General features: G+C 62.5%; 18 protein-coding genes. 9 read left to right on the top strand and 9 right to left on the bottom strand.

The genetic code is table 11. The features are described from left to right. Positions 1-56: 56 nt before the first annotated feature. Positions 57-1,946: a propionate-CoA ligase PrpE gene (gene prpE, locus AB9K35_RS15685; protein WP_369927463.1), complete on the bottom strand. Its 1,890-nt coding sequence runs from the start codon at positions 1,944-1,946 to the stop codon at positions 57-59. Positions 1,947-2,316: 370 nt separating this feature from the next. On the opposite strand from prpE, the gene AB9K35_RS15680 reads away from it, so the two are divergent. Then, positions 2,317-3,288 (top strand): Hint domain-containing protein, encoded by a 972-nt coding sequence (locus AB9K35_RS15680; protein WP_369927461.1) that lies wholly within the window; start codon positions 2,317-2,319, stop codon positions 3,286-3,288. A gap of 60 nt (positions 3,289-3,348) precedes the next feature. Here the strand turns inward: AB9K35_RS15680 and AB9K35_RS15675 are convergent, their stop codons facing one another. Next, entirely contained in the window at positions 3,349-5,622 is a 2,274-nt protein-coding gene (locus tag AB9K35_RS15675; RefSeq protein WP_369927459.1) for an NADP-dependent malic enzyme, read from the bottom strand. Between the two features lie 541 nt (positions 5,623-6,163). On the opposite strand from AB9K35_RS15675, the gene AB9K35_RS15670 reads away from it, so the two are divergent. From AB9K35_RS15670 to AB9K35_RS15650, 5 genes are all read left to right on the top strand, one after another. Continuing rightward, a complete protein-coding gene (locus AB9K35_RS15670; protein ID WP_369927457.1) occupies positions 6,164-6,556 on the top strand; it encodes a cytidine deaminase in 393 nt (130 codons plus the stop codon). Further along, positions 6,556-7,875 (top strand): thymidine phosphorylase, encoded by a 1,320-nt coding sequence (locus AB9K35_RS15665; RefSeq protein ID WP_369927455.1) that lies wholly within the window; start codon positions 6,556-6,558, stop codon positions 7,873-7,875. Before AB9K35_RS15670 ends, AB9K35_RS15665 begins: the two co-directional genes overlap by 1 nt. Beyond that, a complete protein-coding gene (locus tag AB9K35_RS15660; protein ID WP_369927453.1) occupies positions 7,875-9,086 on the top strand; it encodes a phosphopentomutase in 1,212 nt (403 codons plus the stop codon). Before AB9K35_RS15665 ends, AB9K35_RS15660 begins: the two co-directional genes overlap by 1 nt. 75 nt (positions 9,087-9,161) lie before the next feature. After that, positions 9,162-9,794, top strand: a complete 633-nt coding sequence (gene upp / locus AB9K35_RS15655; protein ID WP_222453806.1) for a uracil phosphoribosyltransferase — start codon at positions 9,162-9,164, stop codon at positions 9,792-9,794. A 183-nt stretch (positions 9,795-9,977) separates the two neighbouring features. Then, positions 9,978-11,312 carry an SPOR domain-containing protein gene (locus tag AB9K35_RS15650; RefSeq protein WP_369927451.1) on the top strand — a complete coding sequence of 445 codons (1,335 nt, stop codon included), beginning with the start codon at positions 9,978-9,980 and terminating at the stop codon, positions 11,310-11,312. A gap of 78 nt (positions 11,313-11,390) precedes the next feature. Here AB9K35_RS15650 and AB9K35_RS15645 read toward each other — a convergent pair whose 3' ends face one another. From AB9K35_RS15645 to AB9K35_RS15635, 3 genes are all read right to left on the bottom strand, one after another. Next, positions 11,391-11,834: a PACE efflux transporter gene (locus tag AB9K35_RS15645; RefSeq protein ID WP_369927449.1), complete on the bottom strand. Its 444-nt coding sequence runs from the start codon at positions 11,832-11,834 to the stop codon at positions 11,391-11,393. A gap of 110 nt (positions 11,835-11,944) precedes the next feature. Next, a complete protein-coding gene (locus AB9K35_RS15640; protein WP_369927447.1) occupies positions 11,945-12,955 on the bottom strand; it encodes a hypothetical protein in 1,011 nt (336 codons plus the stop codon). 104 nt (positions 12,956-13,059) lie between these two features. Then, the gene (locus AB9K35_RS15635; RefSeq protein ID WP_369927445.1) at positions 13,060-14,688 is read right to left on the bottom strand and encodes an AMP-binding protein; all 1,629 of its coding nucleotides are present in this window, start codon (positions 14,686-14,688) and stop codon (positions 13,060-13,062) included. A gap of 79 nt (positions 14,689-14,767) precedes the next feature. Here AB9K35_RS15635 and AB9K35_RS15630 point away from each other — a divergent pair, with 79 nt between their 5' ends. The 3 genes from AB9K35_RS15630 to AB9K35_RS15620 all read left to right on the top strand — a co-directional run bounded on the left by AB9K35_RS15630 (position 14,768) and on the right by AB9K35_RS15620 (position 17,392). After that, positions 14,768-15,724, top strand: a complete 957-nt coding sequence (locus AB9K35_RS15630; RefSeq protein ID WP_369927443.1) for a DMT family transporter — start codon at positions 14,768-14,770, stop codon at positions 15,722-15,724. Positions 15,725-15,861: 137 nt separating this feature from the next. After that, positions 15,862-16,527 (top strand): sulfotransferase family 2 domain-containing protein, encoded by a 666-nt coding sequence (locus AB9K35_RS15625; RefSeq protein WP_369927441.1) that lies wholly within the window; start codon positions 15,862-15,864, stop codon positions 16,525-16,527. Between the two features lie 184 nt (positions 16,528-16,711). Next, a complete protein-coding gene (locus AB9K35_RS15620) occupies positions 16,712-17,392 on the top strand; it encodes a Hint domain-containing protein (protein ID WP_369927439.1) in 681 nt (226 codons plus the stop codon). A gap of 86 nt (positions 17,393-17,478) precedes the next feature. On the opposite strand, the gene AB9K35_RS15615 is transcribed toward AB9K35_RS15620, so the two are convergent. The 4 genes from AB9K35_RS15615 to AB9K35_RS15600 form a co-directional block, all read right to left on the bottom strand. Next, positions 17,479-19,677: a 3-hydroxyacyl-CoA dehydrogenase NAD-binding domain-containing protein gene (locus tag AB9K35_RS15615; protein WP_369927437.1), complete on the bottom strand. Its 2,199-nt coding sequence runs from the start codon at positions 19,675-19,677 to the stop codon at positions 17,479-17,481. Between the two features lie 40 nt (positions 19,678-19,717). After that, positions 19,718-20,929: an acetyl-CoA C-acetyltransferase gene (locus AB9K35_RS15610; RefSeq protein WP_369927435.1), complete on the bottom strand. Its 1,212-nt coding sequence runs from the start codon at positions 20,927-20,929 to the stop codon at positions 19,718-19,720. A gap of 10 nt (positions 20,930-20,939) precedes the next feature. Then, on the bottom strand, positions 20,940-21,572 hold the full coding sequence (locus tag AB9K35_RS15605; protein ID WP_369927433.1) for a glutathione S-transferase family protein: 633 nt from the start codon (positions 21,570-21,572) through the stop codon (positions 20,940-20,942). Positions 21,573-21,850: 278 nt separating this feature from the next. Further along, the gene (locus AB9K35_RS15600) at positions 21,851-22,999 is read right to left on the bottom strand and encodes an acyl-CoA dehydrogenase family protein (protein ID WP_369927431.1); all 1,149 of its coding nucleotides are present in this window, start codon (positions 22,997-22,999) and stop codon (positions 21,851-21,853) included. Between the last annotated feature and the right edge of the window lie 18 nt (positions 23,000-23,017).

The following is a 23,017-nucleotide window of genomic DNA, read 5'->3' as shown; positions in this document are numbered from 1 at the left end:
GCCAGCCCATGTTGCAAATTGAAATTCGGTTCCTGGCCGAGCTGACCGGTCGCGATCTAGCGGGCGTAACCGATTGTTTGCAAAGCTGCGGTGATTTCGTCCAGAACCGATGGATCGTCGATGGTCGCGGGCATTTTCCACGAGGTGCCATCCGCGATGTTCACCATCGTGCCGCGCAGGATCTTGCCGGACCGTGTCTTTGGCAGGCGGTTGACCACAACCGCTGTCTTGAAGGCGGCAACCGGGCCGATTTTATCGCGCACCAGCGTGATCACTTCGCTGACGATTTCCGCGTGGTCCCGTTCGGCTCCGGCATTCAGACACAGAAGACCGACCGGCATCTGCCCTTTCAGGCTGTCCGACACACCGATCACCGCGCATTCCGCCACATCCGGGTGGTTGGCGAGGACTTCTTCCATGGCGCCGGTCGAAAGCCGGTGACCTGCAACGTTGATGACATCGTCGGTGCGCGCCATGATGTAGAGATAGCCGTCCTCGTCCTTCATCCCGGCATCCCCGGTCTCGTAATAGCCCGGAAAGGTGGTCAGGTAACTTTTGCGGTAGCGGTCTTCGGCGTTCCACAGCGTCGGCAGCGTGCCGGGTGGCAAGGGGAGCTTCACGGCAATGGCGCCCAGCTCACCTGGTGCAACCGGATTGCCGCTCTCGTCCAGAATGTCGACCTCGTACCCGGGCATCGGGACCGCCGGGGAGCCGAGCTTGGTCGGCAGTTCCTCGATACCCAAGGGATTGGCAGCGATGGCCCAGCCTGTTTCCGTCTGCCACCAATGATCGACCACCGGCACTTTCAACTGCTGCTGCGCCCAGGTGATGGTGTCGGGATCTGCACGTTCGCCGGCAAGATACACCTGCTTCAGAGAGCTGAGGTCGTATTTCCCGACTTCTTCGCCCTTTGGATCCTCGCGCTTTACGGCCCGGAACGCCGTGGGCGCGGTGAAGAAGCTCTTGACCTTGTGTTCTGCGATGACGCGCCAGAACGTGCCGGCGTCTGGCGTGCCGACAGGTTTGCCCTCAAAGACCACCGTGGTGTTCCCGTGGATCAGCGGGCCGTAGCAGATATAGGAGTGCCCAACGACCCAGCCGACATCCGAGGCCGCCCAGAAGACATCGCCAGGGTCGACGTTGTAGATGTTTTTCATCGTCCAGTTCAGCGCCACGAGCTGACCCGCAGTGTGCCGGATCACCCCCTTGGGCTGGCCAGTGGTGCCCGAGGTGTACAGGATATAGGCGGGATGATTGCCCTCGACAGGCACGCATTCGGCGGGTTCGACGCCGAATTGAAACCCGTGCCAGTTGACATCACGACCGGGGACAAGCTCTGCGACCTCTTGTTCGCGCTGAAAGATGACGCAGAATTCCGGTTTGTGGGTGGCCTGTTCGATCGCGCCGTCCAGCAGCGGCTTGTAGTGCACTATACGGCCCGGTTCGATGCCGCAGGAGGCGGCAATGATGGCTTTGGGGCGGGCGTCGTCAATCCGCACGGCGAGTTCGTTTGAGGCGAAACCGCCAAACACCACCGAATGCACCGCACCAATTCGGGCACAGGCGAGCATTGCCTCCAGCGCTTCGGGTATCATCGGCATGTAGATAATGACCCGGTCGCCTTTCTCCACGCCTTTTGCGCGCAGGGCGCCGGCCAGGCTGGCCACACGATTGCGCAATTCGACAAAGGAAATCTGACGTTTGGTCTGGGTCAGCGGGCTGTCGTAGATGATGGCAGTCTGTTCGCCGCGGCCTTGTTGGACATGGCGGTCGACGGCGTTGTAGCAGGTGTTTACCCGGGCGTCGGCAAACCACTCATGCAGCCCGTCGCCCCGGTCGAACAGCGCTTTCTTCGGTGGCTCAACCCAGCTGATTGCCTCGGCGGCCTGCATCCAGAATCCCTCCGGATCCTGTTGCCAGGCAGAATAGATATCCTGATATCCCATGTCTTGTCCTCCTCCTCGCTTCCTGCGTAGGCGACTTGGCGACCAAAGGGCAAGTTTTACGCTAACGGGGCATGAAGTTCGTCAAGCAATTTACCGGTCCTGATCCTGCACACCCGCAACATTTACAGTTTTTACAAAGGTTGCCTGCCGGATCAGTCATTTTGTTTGCAAACTGTCCGGCAGGGGCGGGCTGACTGAAAAGTTTGGCAAAATTTGCAAACTACCGGGCAGGGGCGTCCGAATCGAAGGCGATATGCGCATGGCTGTTTTTCGATTTCTTGAATTGATGAAGATTTAACTTCGTTTAAAGCGACCGTTAATCCAATTTATCACACCCTAAAGTTGTTTTATGGTAACGATGAGGTGTGTGATGTACAGTCGCGAGATCAGCGTTTCGCCCTATCATGGCTCTGTGGTGACGACGGAGCTTCTGTCCTCAAAGCAGACGCTTGTGCTCAATGACTTTGGGCCGAGGGAAACCGGGACACTGTCGGATGATGATGGTGTTCTGTCCGATCAAGATGACGGCTTGTCGACCTTCAACGGTCATCCGATCAACTATCTGGGGAGCGGGACCGCCACGCCCGGCGTGGATTTGGCAGGGGCTACCGTGCCTTTGGGGGCGTCCAAGTCGGTAATCGTCTTCGAAGCGAACGGCTCCATCTATTTTCATTTTCCGGACGGCGAACCCAATCTCCTGGGAGCGGTCGCGCTCGTCGTTGATATCAAGCCCGTGAGCAGCACCGTCTTTACCCCGGTTTGCTTTGCGTCGGGTACGGCTATTCGCACCGTGACGGGCGACGTGCCGGTTGAAAACCTGCGCGCGGGCGACACGGTTCTGGATTGGTTTGGCGAGGCGCATGAGGTGGTGTGGGCAGGCGCAAAGCGGTTGCCCTTGCCCGCCGGATCCCGGTTTGACAAGTGGCGCCCGGTGCGTATTGCCGCCGGAGCCCTCGGGGAAGGGCGGCCAGAGCGCGACACCTGGGTTTCGCAGCAGCACAGGATTTACGTCGATGGCCTGCCCGTGGCGATGCTGTGCGGCGAGGATGCGGCGCTGGCTTCGGCTAGGAAACTGCTGAACGGGGGTACAATCTGCCTGGAGCGGGAGTGGGCAGAGGTCGAGTACTGGCATATCCTGTGCGCGCGCCACGTTATTTTGGTGGCGAATGGCATGCCTGCCGAAAGCCTTCTGGCCGAGGCCGACCCGGCCAATCCCGAGCATCGCGACCTGTTCGATGAACTGCGCGGGCTGCTGGGGGGGGATGCGCTGCCGATGCAACTGGCCGTGCCTGAAATGCCCGGCCATGCCGCGTACGGCGTTGCCCAGCTTTATCTCTGTTGAGAGGTGCTTTCGCCCTGCCATGCTAACACGGGCAGGGCGATGGCGTCGGTCTTCCTGGTGTCAGCCGTAGTGCGTCACTGGCGTTCCGGCAATTGCGGCCATGTTGAGCAGCCCGCGGGCGGTGATCGAAGGCGACACGATATGGGCGCGGTTGCCCATGCCCATCAGGATCGGCCCCACTTCGAGCCCGCCTGCACGCATCTTCAGGATGTTGCGCACGCCCGAGGCCGCATCGGCATGGGCGAAGATCAACACGTTCGCCGCGCCCTCCAGCCGCGAGTTGGGGAAGATCCGCGCGCGCAGCTCCGGGTCCAGCGCGCTGTCGATGTTCATCTCGCCCTCGTAGGCAAAATCGCGGCGCTTGTCGTCGAGGATTTCGAGTGCGGCACGCAGGCGGTTGCCGGTGTCGCAATCGATATTGCCGAACTGCGATTGCGAACACAGGGCGATCTTCGGTTCGATCCCGAAGCGGCGCACGTGACGGGCGGCCCCCAGCACGGTTTCGGCAATCTGCGCAGGCGTCGGTTCGATCCGAACGTGGGTGTCCGCGATGAAGAGCGGCCCATCCTCAAGGATCATCATCGACAGCGCGCCGTGCGGGGAATAGCTGTTGCCGCCGAGCACTTGCTCCACATAGTTCATGTGCCAGCGGTATTCGCCGAAGGTGCCACAGATCAGGCTGTCGGCCTCGCCGCGATGCACCATGATGGCGCCAATGGCGGTGGTATTGGTGCGCATGATCGCCTTGGCGAGATCTGGCGTCACGCCGCGGCGCTGCATCAGTTTGTGATAGCTGTTCCAGTAATCATAGTAGCGTGGGTCGTTCTCCGGGTTCACCAGCTGGAAGTCGCGGCCCGGCCGCACATCCAGGCCGAGTTTCTCGCAGCGCCGTTCGATTACCTCGGGGCGTCCGATCAGAATCGGCGTCTCCGTGGTTTCTTCCAGAATGGCCTGGGCGGCGCGCAGAACCCGCTCGTCCTCGCCTTCGGCAAAGACGATGCGGCGCGCAGCCGCGCGGGCTGCCTCGAACACCGGCTTCATCAGCAGGGCTGATTTGAACACGGTTTGATTGAGTTTCTGCTTGTAGGCGGCGATGTCCTCGATCGGGCGCGTGGCAACGCCGCTTTCCATCGCAGCCTTGGCCACCGCCGAAGACACAACCGCCACCAGCCGCGGATCAAAGGGTTTGGGGATTAGGTAATCGGCGCCGAACGTCAGCTGCTCGCCTTTGTAGGCGGCAGCGGCCTCGGCAGAGGTGGTGGCACGTGCCAGTTCCGCGATCCCGTCAACGCAAGCGATCTGCATCTCGTCGTTGATCTCGGTCGCGCCCACGTCCAATGCCCCGCGGAAGATAAAGGGGAAGCACAGTACGTTGTTGACCTGGTTGGGGAAATCGCTGCGGCCGGTGGCGATGATTGCGTCTGGGGCCACTTTGCGCGCGGCCTCCGGCATGATCTCCGGCGTCGGATTGGCCAGCGCAAAAATGATCGGACGCTTCGCCATTTTGCTGACCATGTCCGGAGTCAGCACATTGGGGCCTGACAGCCCCAGGAACAGGTCCGCGCCATCCATCACTTCGTCCAGTGTGCGCTTGTCCGAAGCCTGGGCAAAGGCTGCCTTTTGCGGGTTCATGTCCTCGGTCCGGCCCTCGTAGACGAGACCGTGGATGTCGCAGAGCCAGATGTTTTCTCGTTTCACACCCAGCTTCACCAACATGTTCAGGCAGGCAATTCCGGCCGCGCCGCCGCCGGTCGAGACGATCTTGATGTCCTCGAAGGATTTCCCGGCAACGTGCAGCGCGTTCTTGGCCGCCGCCCCGACAACGATGGCCGTGCCGTGCTGATCGTCGTGAAAGACAGGAATATTCATGCGTTCGCGGCAGATCTTTTCCACCACGAAACAATCAGGTGCCTTGACGTCTTCAAGGTTGATGGCGCCAAACGTCGGTTCCAGCGAGCAGACGATCTCCGCCAGTTTCTCCGGGTCGCTCTCGTTGACTTCGATGTCAAAGCAGTCGATGCCGGCGAAGTTCTTGAACAACACCGCCTTGCCTTCCATCACCGGCTTTGAGGCCAGCGCGCCGATATTGCCCAATCCCAGAACGGCAGAGCCGTTGGAGACGACCGCCACAAGGTTGCCCCGTGACGTGTATCGGGCGGCATTGGCCGCATCCGCCTTGATCTCGATGCAAGCCTCGGCGACGCCGGGGGAGTAGGCGCGGGCCAGATCCCGGCCGTTTGCCATCGGTTTGGTGGCGCGGATCTCCAGTTTTCCGGGCTGCGGGAACTCGTGGTAATTCAGTGCGGCCTGGCGCAGGTTCTGTGAATCGGACATCTCGCGCTCCTTCGAAATTCAGTTTGTTTAGTGTTAAACCATTTTCTGGGCGGAAACCTAGCCCAAACTGTCGCATTGCACTGCGGGACGGCACCGACCAGCGCGTTGTTGCCCGCTGAATTCAGCGGGCAGGGGGAGAATGGCCGCGGTTTCCACCTGTCTGCCTGGCGCGAGTGGCGAATGGATTCGGTGCCCTTTCGGGCGCCTTCTGGCCACTTGGCTACCTTCGCGTGCAATGCTTTGGCCTGCCGTCGTTTGCGGTCGCCCTTGCTAGAAGGCGGCCCCGAACGGCGCTTGCCGAGGGTTTTGATCCGATGACACAACCTGCATTTTTGCTAAAGAACCTGATTGATTATACGAAACCTCGTAAGTCGCGGGAGCGACGGAGCCTCTGGCAGGCGAGGCGGTGCCTTGCCGAAGGGCAGCGCGAGGGGCACGGGATGCGTGCGGCCTGATCTTACGTCAAAAGGGGTTCACCTTTGCGGCTGCGTGCCGCTATCCTGCGGCATCTTGTCCAAATGGTAAAAAACAGGGAATCACCATGAGCCTGAAGGCCGCTGCCACCGCTGTGCGTGAAAATGCCCACGCGCCTTACTCAAATTTCAAGGTGGGTGCCGCCATTCGCTCTGCATCGGGCCAGGTCTATGTCGGCTGCAATGTTGAAAATGTGGCTTACCCGGAGGGCACCTGCGCCGAGGCAGGCGCCATCGCGGCCATGGTCGCCGCGGGCGAGACCGAGCTGGCCGAGGTCTATGTGATTGCTGACAGCCCATCGCCGGTGCCACCCTGTGGGGGCTGCCGTCAAAAGCTGCGGGAGTTCGGGGGCAATGACGTGCCGGTTACCCTTGCGACCGTCGACGGGGCGGAGCAGACGACAAGTATCGGTGCCCTGTTGCCCGGTGCCTTTGATGCGGAACACATGGAGCGCAGCTGATGGATGCCCGCGGCATCATCTCCCAGTTGCGGTCGGGGCAAACGCCCTCGGACGATGCACTCACATGGTTTGCCCAGGGGCTGGCCAATGGTGCGGTGTCTGACGCGCAGGCCGGGGCGTTTGCCATGGCGGTTTGCCTGCAGGGCCTGACCGTTGAGGGGCGCCGCACGCTGACGCTGGCGATGCGGGACACCGGCGACGTGCTGACGTGGGGTCTGGACGGGCCGGTTCTGGATAAACACTCCACAGGTGGTGTGGGCGATTGCGTTTCCCTGTTGTTGGCGCCGGCGCTGGCCGCCTGCGGTGCCTATGTTCCAATGATCTCGGGTCGGGGGCTGGGGCATACCGGCGGCACCCTGGACAAGCTGGAGGCCATTTCCGGCGTTTCCACCAGTGTGAGCGAGGATCATCTGCGCCAGATCGTGCGGGACGCAGGCTGTGCCATCGTCGGTGCAACCGCGCAGATCGCCCCGGCCGACAAGCGGCTGTATTCGGTGCGCGATGTGACGGCAACGGTGGACAGTCTGGACCTGATCACGGCCTCGATCCTGTCCAAGAAACTGGCCGCCAGCCCGGATGCGCTGGTGCTGGACGTGAAGATCGGTTCGGGTGCCTTCATGAAGACCGCCGATCAGGCCCGCGCATTGGCCGTGTCGCTGTGCGAAACAGCCAATGCGGCGGGGTGCCGGACAGCCGCGCTGATTACGGACATGAACCAGCCACTTGCGCCTGCGCTTGGCAATGCGCTGGAAGTGGCTGAGGTCATGCGGGTGCTGACGGGCGGTTCAGCGGCGATGTCGACCGGCGGCCCGCTGGGGGAAATTACAGTTGCGCTCGGCGCTGAGATACTGGTGCAGGGGCGGCTGGCATCGGATATTGTCACAGGCCGCGAGATGATCGAAGCAGCCTTGAGCGATGGACGTGCCGCAGAGCGGTTCGAGCGTATGATTGCGCATATGGGCGGCCCTGCCGATTTTGCAGCGCGCTGGCAGGATCACCTGCCGGGGGCTGAGGTCGTCCGTGATGTTGCGGCTCTGGAAACAGGATATGTCGCCGCGATGAATGGCGAGGCGCTGGGGCTTGCGGTCGTCAGCCTCGGAGGTGGTCGCATGGTCGAGGGAGACCAGATCCATCCCGGCGTGGGTATCTCGGATCTGGTGCGGCTGGGCGATCTGGTCGACAAGGGCGCGCCGCTGGCCCGGATCCACGCCGACAGTGAAGCGGCGGCAGATGTGGCGGAAACGGCGGTCCGCGCGGCCATCGGGATTGCGGACGCCGCGCCAGAGCGGCCGTCGCTGGTGCATGAAAGGATCAGCTGATGCCGCGTGCCTTTGTTGTTGTCATGGATTCGGTCGGCATCGGCGGCGCGGCGGATGCTGGGAAGTTCTTCAACGGCGATCTGCCGGATCTGGGCGCCAACACGCTGGCCCATATCGCCCAGGCCTGCGCCGCTGGTCGGGCAGAGCAAGGCCGTAGCGGTCCGTTGCAGCTACCCAATCTCGACCGGCTCGGCTTGGGGGCAGCGATGCGGCTGGCATCATCCGTTCCGTTTCCAGGCTTTTCGGCGGAACCGCAAGGGCGCTGGGGCTGCGCAAAAGAGGCGAGCCCCGGCAAGGACACCCCCTCCGGCCACTGGGAGCTGGCGGGGCTGGTGGTGCCTTGGGACTGGCACTATTTCCCGGACACCGCGCCGTCTTTCCCGGCGGATCTGACCGCGCGGGTGGCAGCGCTGGCGGGCACGGAAGGGGTCTTGGGCAATTGCCATGCCTCTGGCACGGTCATCATCAATGAATTGGGAGAACGGCACCTGCAGACGGGCTGGCCGATTTGCTACACCTCGGCCGACAGCGTGTTCCAGATCGCCGCGCACGAGGAGGCCTTTGGCCTCGACCGGCTGTTGACGCTGTGCGAGGCGATCGCGCCCGAACTGCACGCGATGAAGGTGGGGCGGGTTATCGCGCGGCCTTTCATTGGCAACTCTGACCAGGGCTTCAGCCGTACAACCAACCGCCGCGACTATGCCATTGCGCCGCCTGCGCCGGTGCTGACCAACTGGGTGCAGGACGCGGGCCGCAAGGTGCATGCAATCGGAAAGATCGGCGATATCTTTACAATGTCGGGCATCGACACCCTGAAAAAGGGGAGTGATGCCAAGCTGATGGAGCATCTTTTTAATGCTGTCGAGGAGGCCGAGGATGGCAGCCTGACATTTGCCAATTTTGTCGAGTTCGACAGCCTGTATGGCCACACCCGCGATATCGCAGGCTATGCCCGGGCGCTGGAGTGGTTTGACAGCGAACTGGGCCGTCTGCTGCCGCGGCTGCGCCCGGGGGACATGCTGTTGCTGACCGCGGATCATGGCAACGACCCTAGCTGGCCGGGGTCTGACCACACCCGCGAACAGGTGCCGGTTCTGATCGCCGGGCTTGACGCAGGCCCCATCGGGCAAGTCAAATTCGTCGATGTGGCCGCCTCCGTTGCGGCACATCTGAATGTTCCGGCCCAAGGGGCAGGCAAGAGCTTTCTTTGACCTGATGGTCAAAACCCGCTTGCCAGTCCCGACCAAACCCATAAAAGCGCTGCAAACAGACTTTAGGAGAGCCCCATGACCGACCACCTGACCGTTGTTGATCACCCGCTTGTGCAGCACAAGCTGACCCTGATGCGGGAAAAGGGCACTTCCACCGCCAGTTTCCGCCAGCTGCTGCGGGAACTGACACAGCTTCTGGCGTATGAGATCACCCGCGAGATGCCGCTGACCACAACCACCATCGAAACCCCGATGGAGGAAATGGAAGCGCCGATCCTGGCTGGCAAGAAGCTGGCGCTGGTGTCGATCCTGCGCGCGGGCAACGGCATGCTGGACGGGGTGCTGGAGCTGATCCCCTCGGCCCGGGTCGGTTTTGTCGGCCTTTACCGCGACGAGGAAACCCTGGAGCCGGTGCAATATTACTTCAAGGCGCCCGAGGCGCTGGAAGACCGCCTGGTGATCGCGGTGGACCCGATGCTGGCGACCGGCAACAGCTCTGCGGCGGCGATTGACCTTCTGAAGAAGGCGGGCGCAAACAATATTCGTTTCCTGTGCCTGCTGGCCTCGCCCGAGGGTGTTGCGCGGATGAAAGAGGCGCACCCGGATGTGCCGATCGTCACCGCGTCGCTTGATCGTGAAATTGACGCCAAAGGCTATATCCTGCCGGGGCTGGGCGACGCCGGCGACCGGATGTTCGGCACCAAGTAAATCGGCCGTCTCGGCGAGAGCGCGTCGCGGCACGCATAGCTGCGACGCGCTGGCTTGCCATCTTGCGGCAAGTGGTTGGTGGGGACGCAAAAATGTCACCCGCCGCGCCATATTGTTGCCACGGAATCTTTACTCGCACGCCTGTTTCAGGCATCCTGTCGCCATATTTTGTGGGGTGCAGGGATGAAAATAACTAGAATTATTGCACTTGCCGCCATCGCGGGGATTTCGGGCGCTGCAGGACTACAGGCACAGACCCTGCGCCCAACCAGCCCGCCGGCGGAGTTTCCACCAGCCTCCTTCAAGGGCAAGCAGTATGTGGACAGCCGTGGGTGCATTTATGTGCGCGCGGGCATTGATGGCAACGTGACCTGGGTGCCGCGGGTGACCCGGTCCCGCAAGCAGATCTGCGGCTACGAGCCGACACCCGTCGTTGGCGCCACGCGGCAACCGCCACGCGCCCCGGCCCCGGAGTTGATCACGCTTGAGCCCGATCAGCAGATCGCCAAGTCGCCTGCGCAGACCTCTCCCAAACCTGCTGCCAGCTCCCCGCCCAAGGTGGTGACCACGTCGAAACCGCAGCGCACGGCGCGCACAACCAGCGTCCCGACGGCGCAGCCTGTTGAGGCAGCGGCGGCCACCGCGGCTGCGGCGACCGCGCGGGCCAAACCCGTAGTTCGGGCCAATCCCAAACCGATGGTGGTTCCTCGCGCTCAACCCACAATCCCGGCTGAAAGCGGCGCTGGTGGCTGTGCGGGGCTTTCCGATATCAGTCGTCAATACAGCAATGCCCCCGGTGCGCGCTGCGGTCCGCAGGGCGCCGCGCCTGTGACCTATGAACAGCAATCTTCGGTGCTCTTGACGCCCAATACGCGGGTGGTGCAGGCCCACATCTATCAAACCCGCCGCCAGTCAAACAGCTTCGAGGTGCCCAACGGGTATCGGCCCGTGTGGGATGATGGGCGTCTGAATCCGCGTCGTGCCGAGCGCACTCTGCGGCCAGCGATGGTAACGCCATTTTCGGGTGCGCCCGCCGGCTACGAGGTCGTGGAACGTGAGGATGGCCGGATGAACCCGATGCGCGGTCAGCGTAGCGCAACGGGCGATGCGCAGATGGCCGAGGTCTGGACCGATGGCCTGCCGCGCCGTTTGGTGCAAAAGCCGCTCGATCGACCGGTGGTGACCCTGTCTCGCCGGGCGAGCCGCAGCCCCGCCGAAGCAAAAGCACCCGCGCTGCGGTTGTCGACCCGTTCGGCGCCCGGGGCGGAGGCCCCGGCGCAGGCGAAAGTCGGCAATCTCTACGTCCGCGCCGCGACCTATGCGGAGGGCAGCGAGGCGAAAGCCGCGGCGCGCAAATTGGCGGCATCAGGGCTGCCGGTACGGCTCGGTCGGCTCAGCCGCGGCGGGCAAAGTTTCAGCGTCGTGCTCGCAGGGCCGTTTCAGAACCCACAGCGGGCGGAAGCCGCGTTGACGCGAGTGAGAGAGATTGGCTTCACTGGAGCCAAGTTGAGCCGCTAGGTTGTCGCCAGGTTCAAGTGCCGCGACGGTGGTTTATGCGAAGGCCGGGGGGATGCCCGGCCTTTTTCAACTGCAAGGTCACTCGGCCTTGGCCAAGGGCGGCGCAGGCAGGCCGTCGATGGGAAAGAGCAGGTCGTAGCCCCAGTTGAACAAGAATGCGTAGACCAGGTAAAATGCGGCAAAACCTGCGTCCATGACAAAGGCCTGAAGCAGCGAGATGTCGAGATACCAGGCAAAGAAGGGCATGAGCGCCAGCAGAAGCCCGAGCTCGAACAGCACCGCATGCAACACGCGTTGGCGCAGGGATTTGCGAACATGTCCCAACAGGCGCCGCATCGCGTGATCGTAGAGCAGGTTGTAGACATAGTTCCAAAGGGTCGCGACCGTGGCTGCAACCAGCGCGGCAACACCGATATGGTGCATGGGCATGTGAAAGACATAAGCCCCCAGCGGGGTCACGATCAGCAGGCCGATGATTTCAAATGACAGGGCATGGCGGATGCGATCCTTGGTGTTGCGCATGGCCACTCTCCTCTGATTGGCCGGGTCGTCCCGGCGGATGTGCAGATATGGTCGGAGGCCGTCCTCGCCAACGGCCAACCTATAGGCGCGGGCTAGGGTTTCAAGATATGTCAGCCACAGATATTCTGCAGTCGCACCCAGTCGCGGTCATTCAGAACCGGTTCCAGCTCCCGGCCTGCCATCGGATCCGCTTCGATCAGCCCAAGCACTGTTTCGCCCGTTATATCCAGTGCATAGGCATAGGGGGAGGAAGGCAGCGCAGCGCGGGCAAATTCCGCAAGAACAACATCATCGGGCAGCGTCGGGCGTGGACTTCCCAGCGTGGTTTCCGCATAGGCGTCCAGTGTGGCCCGCTCCAGCTCTCCGGTGGTGAGCAGTTTCAGCGTGGCCAGAAATCCACCGGCCTCCAGCAGTTCTGCCATCGGGTCGGTAACACCGGCCCGGGCGCGTTCGACAAGAATGGCGCCGGCGGCAACCGCGGGGTCCTCGAAATCTTCGACAAAGCTGCGGTTCAGCAGCACGATCCCACCCGGAAGATAAAGGCTGCCGGGAATCCCAGAACGCAGAATGGCCAGTTGCCTTACCCCGGTGCGATCCGCCAGTTTTGTCAGGATCGGCGCAGCTTCGCGGGTGGCGCAGGCCGGTCCCGAGACACGTTCGATACGCCCGAGCAGGGCCTGTCCTATCGCCTTGCGCTTGATCTCGGGCACCACGCTGACGGCGTGACGGGTGATGGCACCGGGCAACCAGACCAGCAGCAGCCCCATGACCAGTGCCAGCACGCCGACCAGGCTGACTGTGCGCAGGCGCCCGGGATGGCTGCGGGTCCGCCCGATTGCGGCCTGCACCCGCTGGATGGCATCCAGCATGGCGGTTTCGTCGCTCGGCAGTTCCAGGGTTTCGCCGGGGTCGCCATCGGGATGAAAGATTGCCGGGTAATCACCCGGATTGGCGCGTTCAACCGCCGCCAGCGACCAATGTGCCAGCGGACGGTCGTTCATGTCGGCGATGGTCAATGTTGCATCCCCGAGCGAGATGATGACATCGCGCCGTTGCGCCTTGGGATCTGCGCGCCAAAGCCCGGCGGCTTCCAGCCGTTCAAATTCCTTCAGTGCCGTCATGCAGCCAGCCCGGTCCCCAATCCTGTATTGCAGGCAGAATAATCACATAAGACCGGGCGGGCAATTTGCTTTGCTGCCTGACGCAGCCTGAGAGAGCTGAAAAGCTACAAATCCTTGGCTATTTTGCGGAGTTCAAACTTTTGTATCTTGCCAGTGGCCGTTTTCGGCAGCTCCGCAAAGACCACCTTCTTGGGGCATTTGAAACCAGCCAGCCGTTCCCGCGCATAAGAGATCAACGCGGCTTCGTCGGCCGAGGCGCCGGGTTTCAGCTCCACAAAGGCGCAAGGCACTTCTCCCCAGGTGTCGTCCGGCTTTGCGGTCACGGCAGCAAGCGATACATCCGGGTGCCCCATCAACACGCCCTCCACCTCGACGGAGGAGACGTTTTCCCCGCCAGAGATGATGATGTCCTTGGCCCGGTCAGCGATTTGCACGTAGCCGTCAGGGTGCTGCACCGCGATGTCACCGGAATTGAAATAGCCGCCCTTGAAAGCCTCCGCCGTGGCCTCGGGGTTTTTCAGATACCCTTTCATCACAACATTGCCGCGCAGGGCGATTTCGCCTTGTGTCTTTCCGTCCATCGGCAGCGGATTGTGTGCGCTGTCGCGGATTATCACAGGTTCCAGCATGGGCATCGCCACGCCCTGTCGGGCCTTGATTGCCGCGGTCTCATCCGCGTCCAAGCCGTCCCAGCGTTCTGCGTTCCAGTAGCACTCGGTGACGTGGCCATAGGTTTCGGTGAGCCCGTAGACATGCGTGACATTGAAGCCAAGCGCCTCGATCTTGGCGAGGGTGGTGGGGGCCGGGGGGGCGCCCGCGGTGAAGACTTCGACCTGGTGGTCAAACTCCTGGCGCACGGTCTCGGGGGCGTTGACCAGCATGTTCAGGACGATCGGCGCGCCGCCGAAGTGGGTGACGCCTTCGTGTTTGATGGCATTGAAGATATTTTCGGCGCTGATGTCGCGGCAGCAGACCAGTGTGCCACCCACCAGCGGCATCATCCACGTATGGTTCCAGCCGTTGCAGTGGAACAGGGGAACGATGGTCAGATAGACGGGGTGCAGCACCATACGCCAGGACACCACCGTTCCCATGGTCATCAGGTAGGCGCCGCGGTGGTGATAGACCACGCCCTTGGGACGCCCAGTCGTACCGGAGGTGTAGTTGAGCGCGAGGCTTTCCCATTCGTCCTGCGGCATGATCCAGTCGAAGTCAGGGTCGCCCTGGTCCAGAAGCGCTTCATAGTCCAGGTTCTTGCCGCTGGCAGGAAAGCCCGCTTGCGGATCGGCAACTTCGACCACCACGGGGGCGGGGCCCTTCATCCGCGCGATTGCGTCCTGCGCCATCGGCAGGAACTGCGGATCCACCAGCAATACCTTGGCCTCGCCATGATCGAGGATATAGGCAACCGTGTCGGCCTCCAGCCGTGTATTGATCGTGTTCAACACGGCCCCGCAGGCAGGCACGCCGAAATGAGCCTCGGCCTGGGCGGGCAGGTTGGGCAGAAGAGTTGCCACCACATTGCCCGGCGCAACGCCCAACCCAACGAGGGCGGACGCGAGACGGCTGCAACGCTCATGATATTGCGCGTATGTCACCCGGTGCTGACCGTACACAACTGCGGTGCGATCCGAAAACACTTGAGCGGCGCGCTTCAGGTGCGACAAAGGTGTCAGGGGCACAAAGTTAGCGGCTGTCTTGTCCAGCCCGGTTTCGTCTGCCATCCACCCCATTGTTATCCTCCCGGCATGAATCATTTTGATGTCGTTTTAAGGACAGATACTGCGGAAAGTTGCGGGCTAAGGGAAGAGTATGAAACATTCAGCAACCATTTCCTCAGCCGGTGCAGGTCCGGCTACAAGTCTTTCTGCCGACAAGCTGCGCCAGGCGCGGGCCGCGCAGTCCATGCTCGCCGCGATGCTGATTATCGGGATTACCGACAACGCGGTTCCGCTGATGGCGGAACATATTGGTTTGGGACAATTCTACCTGTTGCGCACGCTGATTGCCCTGCCGCTTTTGCTGCTGATGGCGCGGGCCGGGCTGGGAGGCCTGCGACCCGTTAAACTGGGCGCGGTGACCTTGCGGGCGCTGCTGCTCGCCGTGTCGATGGTGTTCTATTTCTCTGCGGTTGCATTGATGCCTTTGGCCCAGGCTTTGGCGGGTCTGTTTACGTCGCCAATCATCATCGTGCTGGTTTCGGTGTTGTTCCTGCAAATGCGGATCGGGCTGGTGCGGGTTGGTGCGGTTGTGGCCGGTTTTGTCGGGGTCCTGCTGGTCCTGCAACCGGATCCGGGGGCGTTTGATGCCTTGATCCTTTTACCGGTGGCGGGGGGCGTGTTCTACGCCCTCGGATCCATTGCGACCGGACGTTTGTGCCAGGGGGAAAGCACGGTGTCGATGCTGCTTGTCTACCTGCTTGTGCAGGGTGTCATGGGGGCAGCGATGCTCTTGGGTTTGCAGCTCTGGCCACAAGAGGTGGCGGCGGGCGCGGACGGCTTCCTGACCCGCGGCTGGGTGTGGGATCTGTGGCAGATCGCCCATCTGATCCTGTTGCAGGGCTTTGCCGCAGTCGGTGGGGTCTTCCTGATCACGCGGGCCTATCAGCTGGGGGAGGCATCCTTTGTCGCAGTTTTTGAATATTCGGTGATGATCGTGGGACCGGGCGTGGCTTGGTTGCTCTATGGCCAGGTGCTGAATGGTTGGCAGATCCTTGGTATCGGGTTGATCATGGCGGCAGGGATCACCATCTCGCGGCGCTCGTCCTAGCGCGGGGCAGGCGGTCGGGGGCTTGCAAAGCCATCGGTGCATCGGGCTCGGTTCGCCATGGAGCCTTGCCTGCCACTAGGCCTGGGGCCTGCAAATACGGCGTTTTCTTCGTCACCACGATTGCCTAGTGTCGGGTCATGATCCTTTCGCCGGGCCGAAAATACCTGTTTGTGCATATCCCCAAGACCGGCGGCACGGCGCTGGCCATGGCGCTGGAAGCGCGTGCCATGGCGGATGACATGATGTTGGGCGACACCCCCAAGGCGCTGAAGCGCCGCCGCCGCCTGAAGACGGCGCAAACGCGGGGCAGGTTGTGGAAACACTCCACCCTGGCAGACATCGAAGGTCTGGTGCCTCAGGACGTCTTGCACGGCCTGTTCACCTTTACGCTCGTGCGAAACCCTTGGGATCGCATGGTCAGTTACTATCACTGGCTGGCGGGGCAGAGCTTTGATCACCCGGCCGTGAGGCTGGCACAGCAGCTAAGTTTCCGCGCGTTTATACAGCATCCGCAGACCCTGCGCGCGCTTCGGCGCCATCCCGCGCGCGCTTACGTGCGCCACGCGGATGGTCAGCAGCAATGTGATCTGTTCATCCGACTGGAACATTTTGAACTGGATGCTCAGCCGCTCTTTCAGCACCTTGGTTTTGAACTGCATCTTCCGCGGGTGAATGAGAGCACGCGCCGTCGCGATTGGCGGCACTATTACGATGATGCCAGCGCGGAGGCAGTGGCGACGGCCTGCTCTGATGACATCACGCAATTTGAATACTCTTTTAACGATTTTTCCCTATCCCGGTAACAGGACAGGGCGCCTTGTCCGAAGATAGCGGCGAAATCCGCGACGCTTCGGGCGGCTGGTGCTCAAACGGCAACAATGCCGGGTTTCCGCCACGAAAATGGTCCGCGATGGCCCCGTTTGCTTGGCAACAACCCGGTAGCGTTTTCAGGGTGGTATCACCCAAGGGCGCGGGAAAGGAACGCGGATGCTGGATTGGCTGATGAAGAACAGGCAAAGCCCGACCGACCTCTTGAACGGCAGCGGTTTTCCAATGGTCCCCGTTGCAGAGGGCGGATTGCTTGCGGGCACGCATGTGGCATCGAACCTTGGATGGCGTCCGGTGGAGGCCCTGACGCCGGGCGACAAGGTCTTGACCTTTGACCATGGCATGCAGGTCATTGCGGAGTTGCACCGGGAAACCATTGCGGTCCCGTCGGGGCATCTGACCGATTTTCGCTGCCCGTTGTACGTTCCGCGTGATGCGCTGATGAACCGCGTCCCCCTTTGGCTGATGCCGGACCAGGGGGTGCTGCTGGAGAGTGAGCTGGTCGAGGACGCGCAGGGTGATCCCTTTGCGATCGTGCCCGCCTGTGCGCTGGAGGGTTACCGAGGCATCCGCCGCATGCATCCGGGCGGTGAACTGGAACTGGTGATCCCGCGGTTCGCGCAGGACCAGGTGATCTACCTGGAGGCAGGCACGCTGGGTTTCACGGCCGCATCGCGTAATCTGATGTGTGGACGGGTCTTCAACGATGAAAGTGCCTATCGGGTTCTTGCCCCCGATGAAGCGCGCGGTTTGGTGCTGGCGATGATCGCCGAGGAAGACGGCTGGAGCAGTGCTGCAACGGTCGCAGGCGCGAGAGACACCCAAGCGCCGTTGATCTGACCAGCCCCACGATTTTAAAGGACATCCCTTTGAAACAGCTGCGGCCGACGATGACGTCGGCCGCAGTTTTTGTATTTCAGTCCGGGTCAGGCCGCGGATTTCTCCGGTGCAAAGCGAGTGTAGAAGCTCTGCCCCTTGTCCGCCATTTCGCGCAGCAGCGCCGGACAGGTGAAACGCTCGCCGAACTTTTCCGCCAGCGCATCGCAGCGCTCGGCCGCGTAGGGCGTGCCTAGGATGTCCAACCAGCTGAGCGGCCCGCCGGACCAGGGCGCAAAGCCCCAGGCCAGGATGGCGCCCACGTCGCCCTCGCGGATGTCCATCAGCACGCCTTCCTCCAGCGCCCGTACCGCTTCCAGCACCTGCGCGAACATCAGCCGTTCCTGCACTTCGATCAGATCGGGTTGCTGGTCCGCAAGCGGGTATTCCTCCTGCAGGCCCTTCCAGTACTCGATGCGCTTGCCCTTGTCGTCATACTCGAAGAAGCCGGCATTGGCCTTGCGCCCCAGACGGCCCTGTTCTTCCATCCAGAAGATCAGATCATCCGCCGGGCTTTCCGGGTAGGCGTCGCCCATCGCCGCTTTGGTGGCGCGGGCAATCTTCGCGCCCAGATCGATCGAGGTCTCATCGGTCAGCTGCACCGGCCCCACCGGGAAGCCCAGTTGGCGGGCGGCATTGTCGATCAGCACCGGCGACACGCCCTCTGTGATCATCCGCATGCCCTCGTTGATGTAGGGGATGATGCAGCGGTTGGCGTAGAAGAAGCGCGCATCGTTCACCACGATCGGCGTCTTGCGGATCTGGCGCACGTAGTCCAGCGCCTTGGCGACGGCCCGGTCACCGGTTTCGCGGCCCTTGATGATCTCCACCAGGAACATCTTCTCGACCGGCGAGAAGAAGTGGATGCCGATGAACTGTTCCGGACGGCTGGAGGCCTTGGCCAATTCGGTGATCGGCAGGGTGGAGGTGTTGGAGGCAAAGATGCAGTCCTCGGGGATGATCGCCTCGACCTTTTGGGTCATCTCGGCCTTCACGCCCGGGTCCTCGAACACCGCTTCGATGATCAGGTCACAGCCCTTCAGCGCGTTTAGATCCGCAGTCGCGGTGATCTGGCCGAGCAGGGCTTCCTTCTTCTCCTCGGTTGCCTTGCCGCGCTTGATGCCCTTGTCCATGTAGGCGGCCGAATAGGCTTTGCCCTTGTCGGCGGCTGCCTGATCCCGGTCGATCAGCACCACTTCCATGCCCGCCTGAGCCGAGACCAGTGCGATGCCTGCGCCCATCATGCCGGCACCCAGCACACCGATCTTCTTCACCGACTGGTCTGGCACGTCCTTGGGGCGCACCGCACCTTTCTCCAGCGCCTGCTTGTTGAGGAACAGCGAGCGGATCATCGCGGAGGAGGAGGGGTTCATCAGCACATGGGTGAACCAGCGTGCCTCGATCTTCAGCGCGGTGTCGAAATCGACCAGCGCGCCTTCATAGATCGAAGACAGCAGCGCCTTGGCCGCCGGGAAGGCCCCTTGCGTCTTGCCGTGCACCATTGCCGAGGCACCGACAAAGGTCATGAAGCCCGCCGGATGATACGGCGCGCCGCCGGGCATCTTGTAGCCCTTGGCATCCCACGGCTTCACCAGGTCGGCGGGTTTGGCGTTCAGCACCCATTCTTTGGCCGCGGCCAGCGGATCTTCGGCCACGGCGTCGATCAGCTGCGCGCCCTTGGCCTTCTTCGGGTCCATCATCTTGCCTTCGAGCAGCACCGGGGCTGCCGCCATCGCGCCCACCATGCGCGAATAGCGCGTGGTGCCGCCGCCGCCCGGGAAGATGCCGATCATGATTTCCGGCAGGCCGATCTTGGCCTTCGGGTTGTCGGTCATCACCCGGTGGTGGCAGGCAAGCGCGATCTCGGTGCCGATGCCTGCGCAGGTGCCGTTGATGGCGCAGGCCACCGGCTTGCCGCCCTTCTTGGTCTTCGGGTCCATGCCTGCGAGTTCGAGTTTACGCAGGATGCGGTGGCCGCTCATGGTGAAGTCGAACAGGCCCTGCGCGGGGTTCTCGCCGGACTCCTCGCGGATCGTCGCCAGCACGTTCAGGTCCATGCCGCCGGCAAAGTCCTTCTTGCCGGAGGTGATCACGATGCCCTTCACGTTCTCGTCTTCCAGCGCCTGGTCGACATATTGCTCCACCAGGCCGAAGGCCTCGCGGGTGAGGACGTTCATGGACTTGCCGGTCGCGTCCCAGGTGATGATGGCGACGCCGTCGGCGTCCACGTCATATTTGAAATCGGTCATTCTTGGTGTCTCCAACCTTGTTCAGGTGAGGCTTTGGCGCTTACACGCGCTCGATGATGGTGGCGGCCCCCATGCCGGACGCGATGCAGAGCGTGGCGAGGCCGCATTCCTTGTCCTGCCGCTCCAGCTCGTCCAGGAGCGTGCCGATGATGATCGCGCCGGTGGCGCCCAGCGGGTGGCCCATGGCGATGGAGCCGCCGTTCACGTTGACCAGCTCCGGATCGACGTCGAAGGCTTGCTGGAAGCGCAGCACGACGGAGGCGAAGGCTTCGTTGACTTCGAACAGGTCGATGTCGCCGATCTTCATGCCGGTGTCGGCCAGGATCTTTTCGGTCACCGGCACCGGGCCGGTCAGCATGATGGTCGGATCGGTGCCGATCTTGGCGGTCGCCTTGATGCGCGCGCGGGGCTTCAGCCCGTATTTCTCGCCGAACTCCTTGTTTCCGATTAAGAGCGCCGCTGCGCCGTCCACGATCCCCGAGGAGTTGCCCGCGTGGTGGATGTGGTTGATCCGCTCCAGGTGCGGGTATTTCAGCATCGCCACCTTGTCGAAGCCGGGCATCTGCTCGCCCATCATCTGGAACGCCGGGTTCAGCGCCCCCAGGGCTTGCATGTCGGTGCCGGGGCGCATGTATTCGTCATGGTCCAGGATCGGCAGGCCGTTCTGGTCGCGCACGGGGATGATCGATTTCTCGAACCGCTTTTCCTCCCAGGCCTTGGCCGCGCGGCGCTGGGATTCCATCGCCAGCGCATCGGCCTGCTCGCGGGTAAAGCCGTACTCGGTCGCGATGATGTCGGCCGAGATGCCCTGCGGCACGAAATAGGTCTCCATGGCGAGGCTCGGGTCCACGGCAATCGCCGCGCCGTCCGAGCCCATGGCAACCCGGCCCATCATCTCGACGCCGCCCGCGATATACGCGTCGCCTGCGCCGCCCTTCACCTGGTTCGCCGCCAGGTTCACGGCTTCCATGCCGCTCGCACAGAAGCGGTTGATGGCGAGGCCCGGGATGCGCTCATCCAGGTCGGATGCCAGCACGGCAGAGCGCGCCAGGCAGCCGCCCTGTTCCATCACTTGGGTCACGTTGCCCCAGATCACGTCTTCGACGGCGTGGCCTTCCAGATTGTTGCGCTCCTTGATCGCATTTAGTGTCAGGGCGGACAGGCGGACCGAGGTCACCTCATGCAGGGAGCCGTCCTTGCGTCCCTTGCCGCGCGGGGTGCGCAGCGCGTCATAGATATATGCGTCTGTCATCTTGCTCTCCTCAGGCCCGGTCCGACGGGTTGCCGGGCATCAAGTCATAGGGGTGTTTCCAGCCGGGCAGGGCGCTGATGCGGTCCAGCCAAGCGTCGATATGGGGCCAATCGGCCCGGTCGAAGCCGAAGGGCTCCGGGTAAAACAGGTAGCCGCAGCAGGTCAGATCGGCGTTGGTGAGGCCATCGCCCACGATCCAGTCGCGGCCCTGCAAATGGGTGTCCAGGGTCTTGAAGGCAGCCTTCAAGCGGCCCTGCATGAAGGCAATCACCTCCTGCGGACGCTTGTTCTCGGGGATGAAGTTCATCAGGAAGCGTGTCATGCCGGCCTGGCTGGACAGTTTGTGGTTGTCCCACAGGACCCAGCGCAGAACTTCGTATTTGTCTTCCGGCGCGCCGCCGAACTTGCCGGTCTTGTCGCTGATGTACTGCTGGATCACGCCGGACTGCGACAGGCGCAGATCGCCGTCCACCAGCACCGGCGCCTCGGCCATCACGTTGAGGCCGCGGTAATCGTCGGTGCGGTGTGCGCCACCGAAGAAGTCGACAAACACCGGCTCCCAAGCCAGCCCCGATAGTTCCAGCGCCAAGGCTGACTTGTAAGAATGGCCGCTTTCGCCGAAGCAATGCAGTTTTATTGTCATGTGTTGCTCCCTGTATCGGATGGCGGAGCGGGGGTTTCACACCCCCGCGCCCCCGTGGAGTATTTTTGGAAAGATGATGGGGCGTTAACCTCAGTCTGTGAGCGGCGTGCTAACCTGGTCCCGCGGTACAGGCTGGAGAGCCGATGGCCGTGAAAGCTGAAGACGTCCCTGCTCATTCGGCGAAGGCCTGGGGGCAGGGACACTGCCCTTGCTTCATCTTTCCCCAAATACTCAAAATCCATCACCAGCCTCCCGTGGTGCCGCTGCGGCTCCTGCACCTACAGCGACCGCGCAATCAGCTCCTTCATGATCTCGTTGGTGCCGCCGTAGATCCGCTGCACGCGGGCGTCGGCCCACATTTCACCCACGGCGTATTCCTGCATGTAGCCGTAGCCGCCGTGCAGCTGAAGGCATTCATCCAGCACTTCTCCTTGCGTGTCGGTGATCCAGTATTTCGCCATCGCCGCCTTCTCGACACTGAGTTTGCCCTCTAGGTGCTCGGCGATGCATTCGTCGAGGAAGGCACGCGCCACCTTGGTTTTGGTCAGGCATTCGGCCAGCTTGAAGCGGGTGTTCTGGAACTGCAGGATCGGCCCGCCGAAGGCTTCGCGCTCCTTGCAGTAGGCGATGGTGCGCTCCACCGCGCCCTCCATCGCGCCGACCGCGCCGCAGGCAATGATCAGACGTTCCTGCGGCAGCTGCTGCATCATCTGGTAGAAGCCCTGGCCCTCGGCGCCGCCGAGGATGTTCTCCGGCGCCACTTCCACGTTGTCGAAGAACAGCTCGGAGGTGTCCGCCGCGTGGCAGCCGATCTTGTCGAGGTTGCGGCCGCGGCTGAAGCCCTCGGCGCCGTCGGTTTCCACCGCCACCAGCGAAACGCCCTTGGCGCCTGCAGACGGATCGGTCTTGGCCGCGACCAGGATCAGGTTGGCATGCTGGCCGTTGGTGATGAAGGTCTTCTGGCCGCTGAGCCTGTAGGCGTTTCCATCTCTCACTGCCTTGGTCTTGATCGCCTGCACGTCGGAGCCGGTCGAGGGCTCGGTCATCGCCAGCGCGCCGACCAGCTCGCCGGTCACCATCTTCGGCAGCCAGCGAAGTTTCTGCTCCTCGGTGCCATAGGCGAGGATGTAATGCGCGACGATGCCGGAGTGGATGCCATGGCCCCAGCTCGCCAGGTTGGCGCGGCTGCCTTCCATCAGGATCACCGCCTCATGGCCGAAATCGCCGCCCGCGCCGCCGTAGGCTTCGGGCACCGAGGGGCACAGGAGACCCAGCTCCCCGGCCTGGGTCCAGGTCTCGCGGTCCATCATGCCCTGCTTGCGCCAGGTCTCGAACTTCGGCGCCCATTCGTTGGTGATGAATTGGGCCGTCATCTCGGCAAGCATCCGATGCTCTTCCGTCATCCATGCGGACTGGCTACTGGTCATCGCTCTCTCCCCGTGCTT

It is taken from the genome of Leisingera sp. XS_AS12 (assembly GCF_041224635.1).
In the GTDB taxonomy this organism is placed as follows: Bacteria; Pseudomonadota; Alphaproteobacteria; order Rhodobacterales; family Rhodobacteraceae; genus Leisingera.
This window is presented reverse-complemented; position numbering and strand designations above follow the sequence as displayed.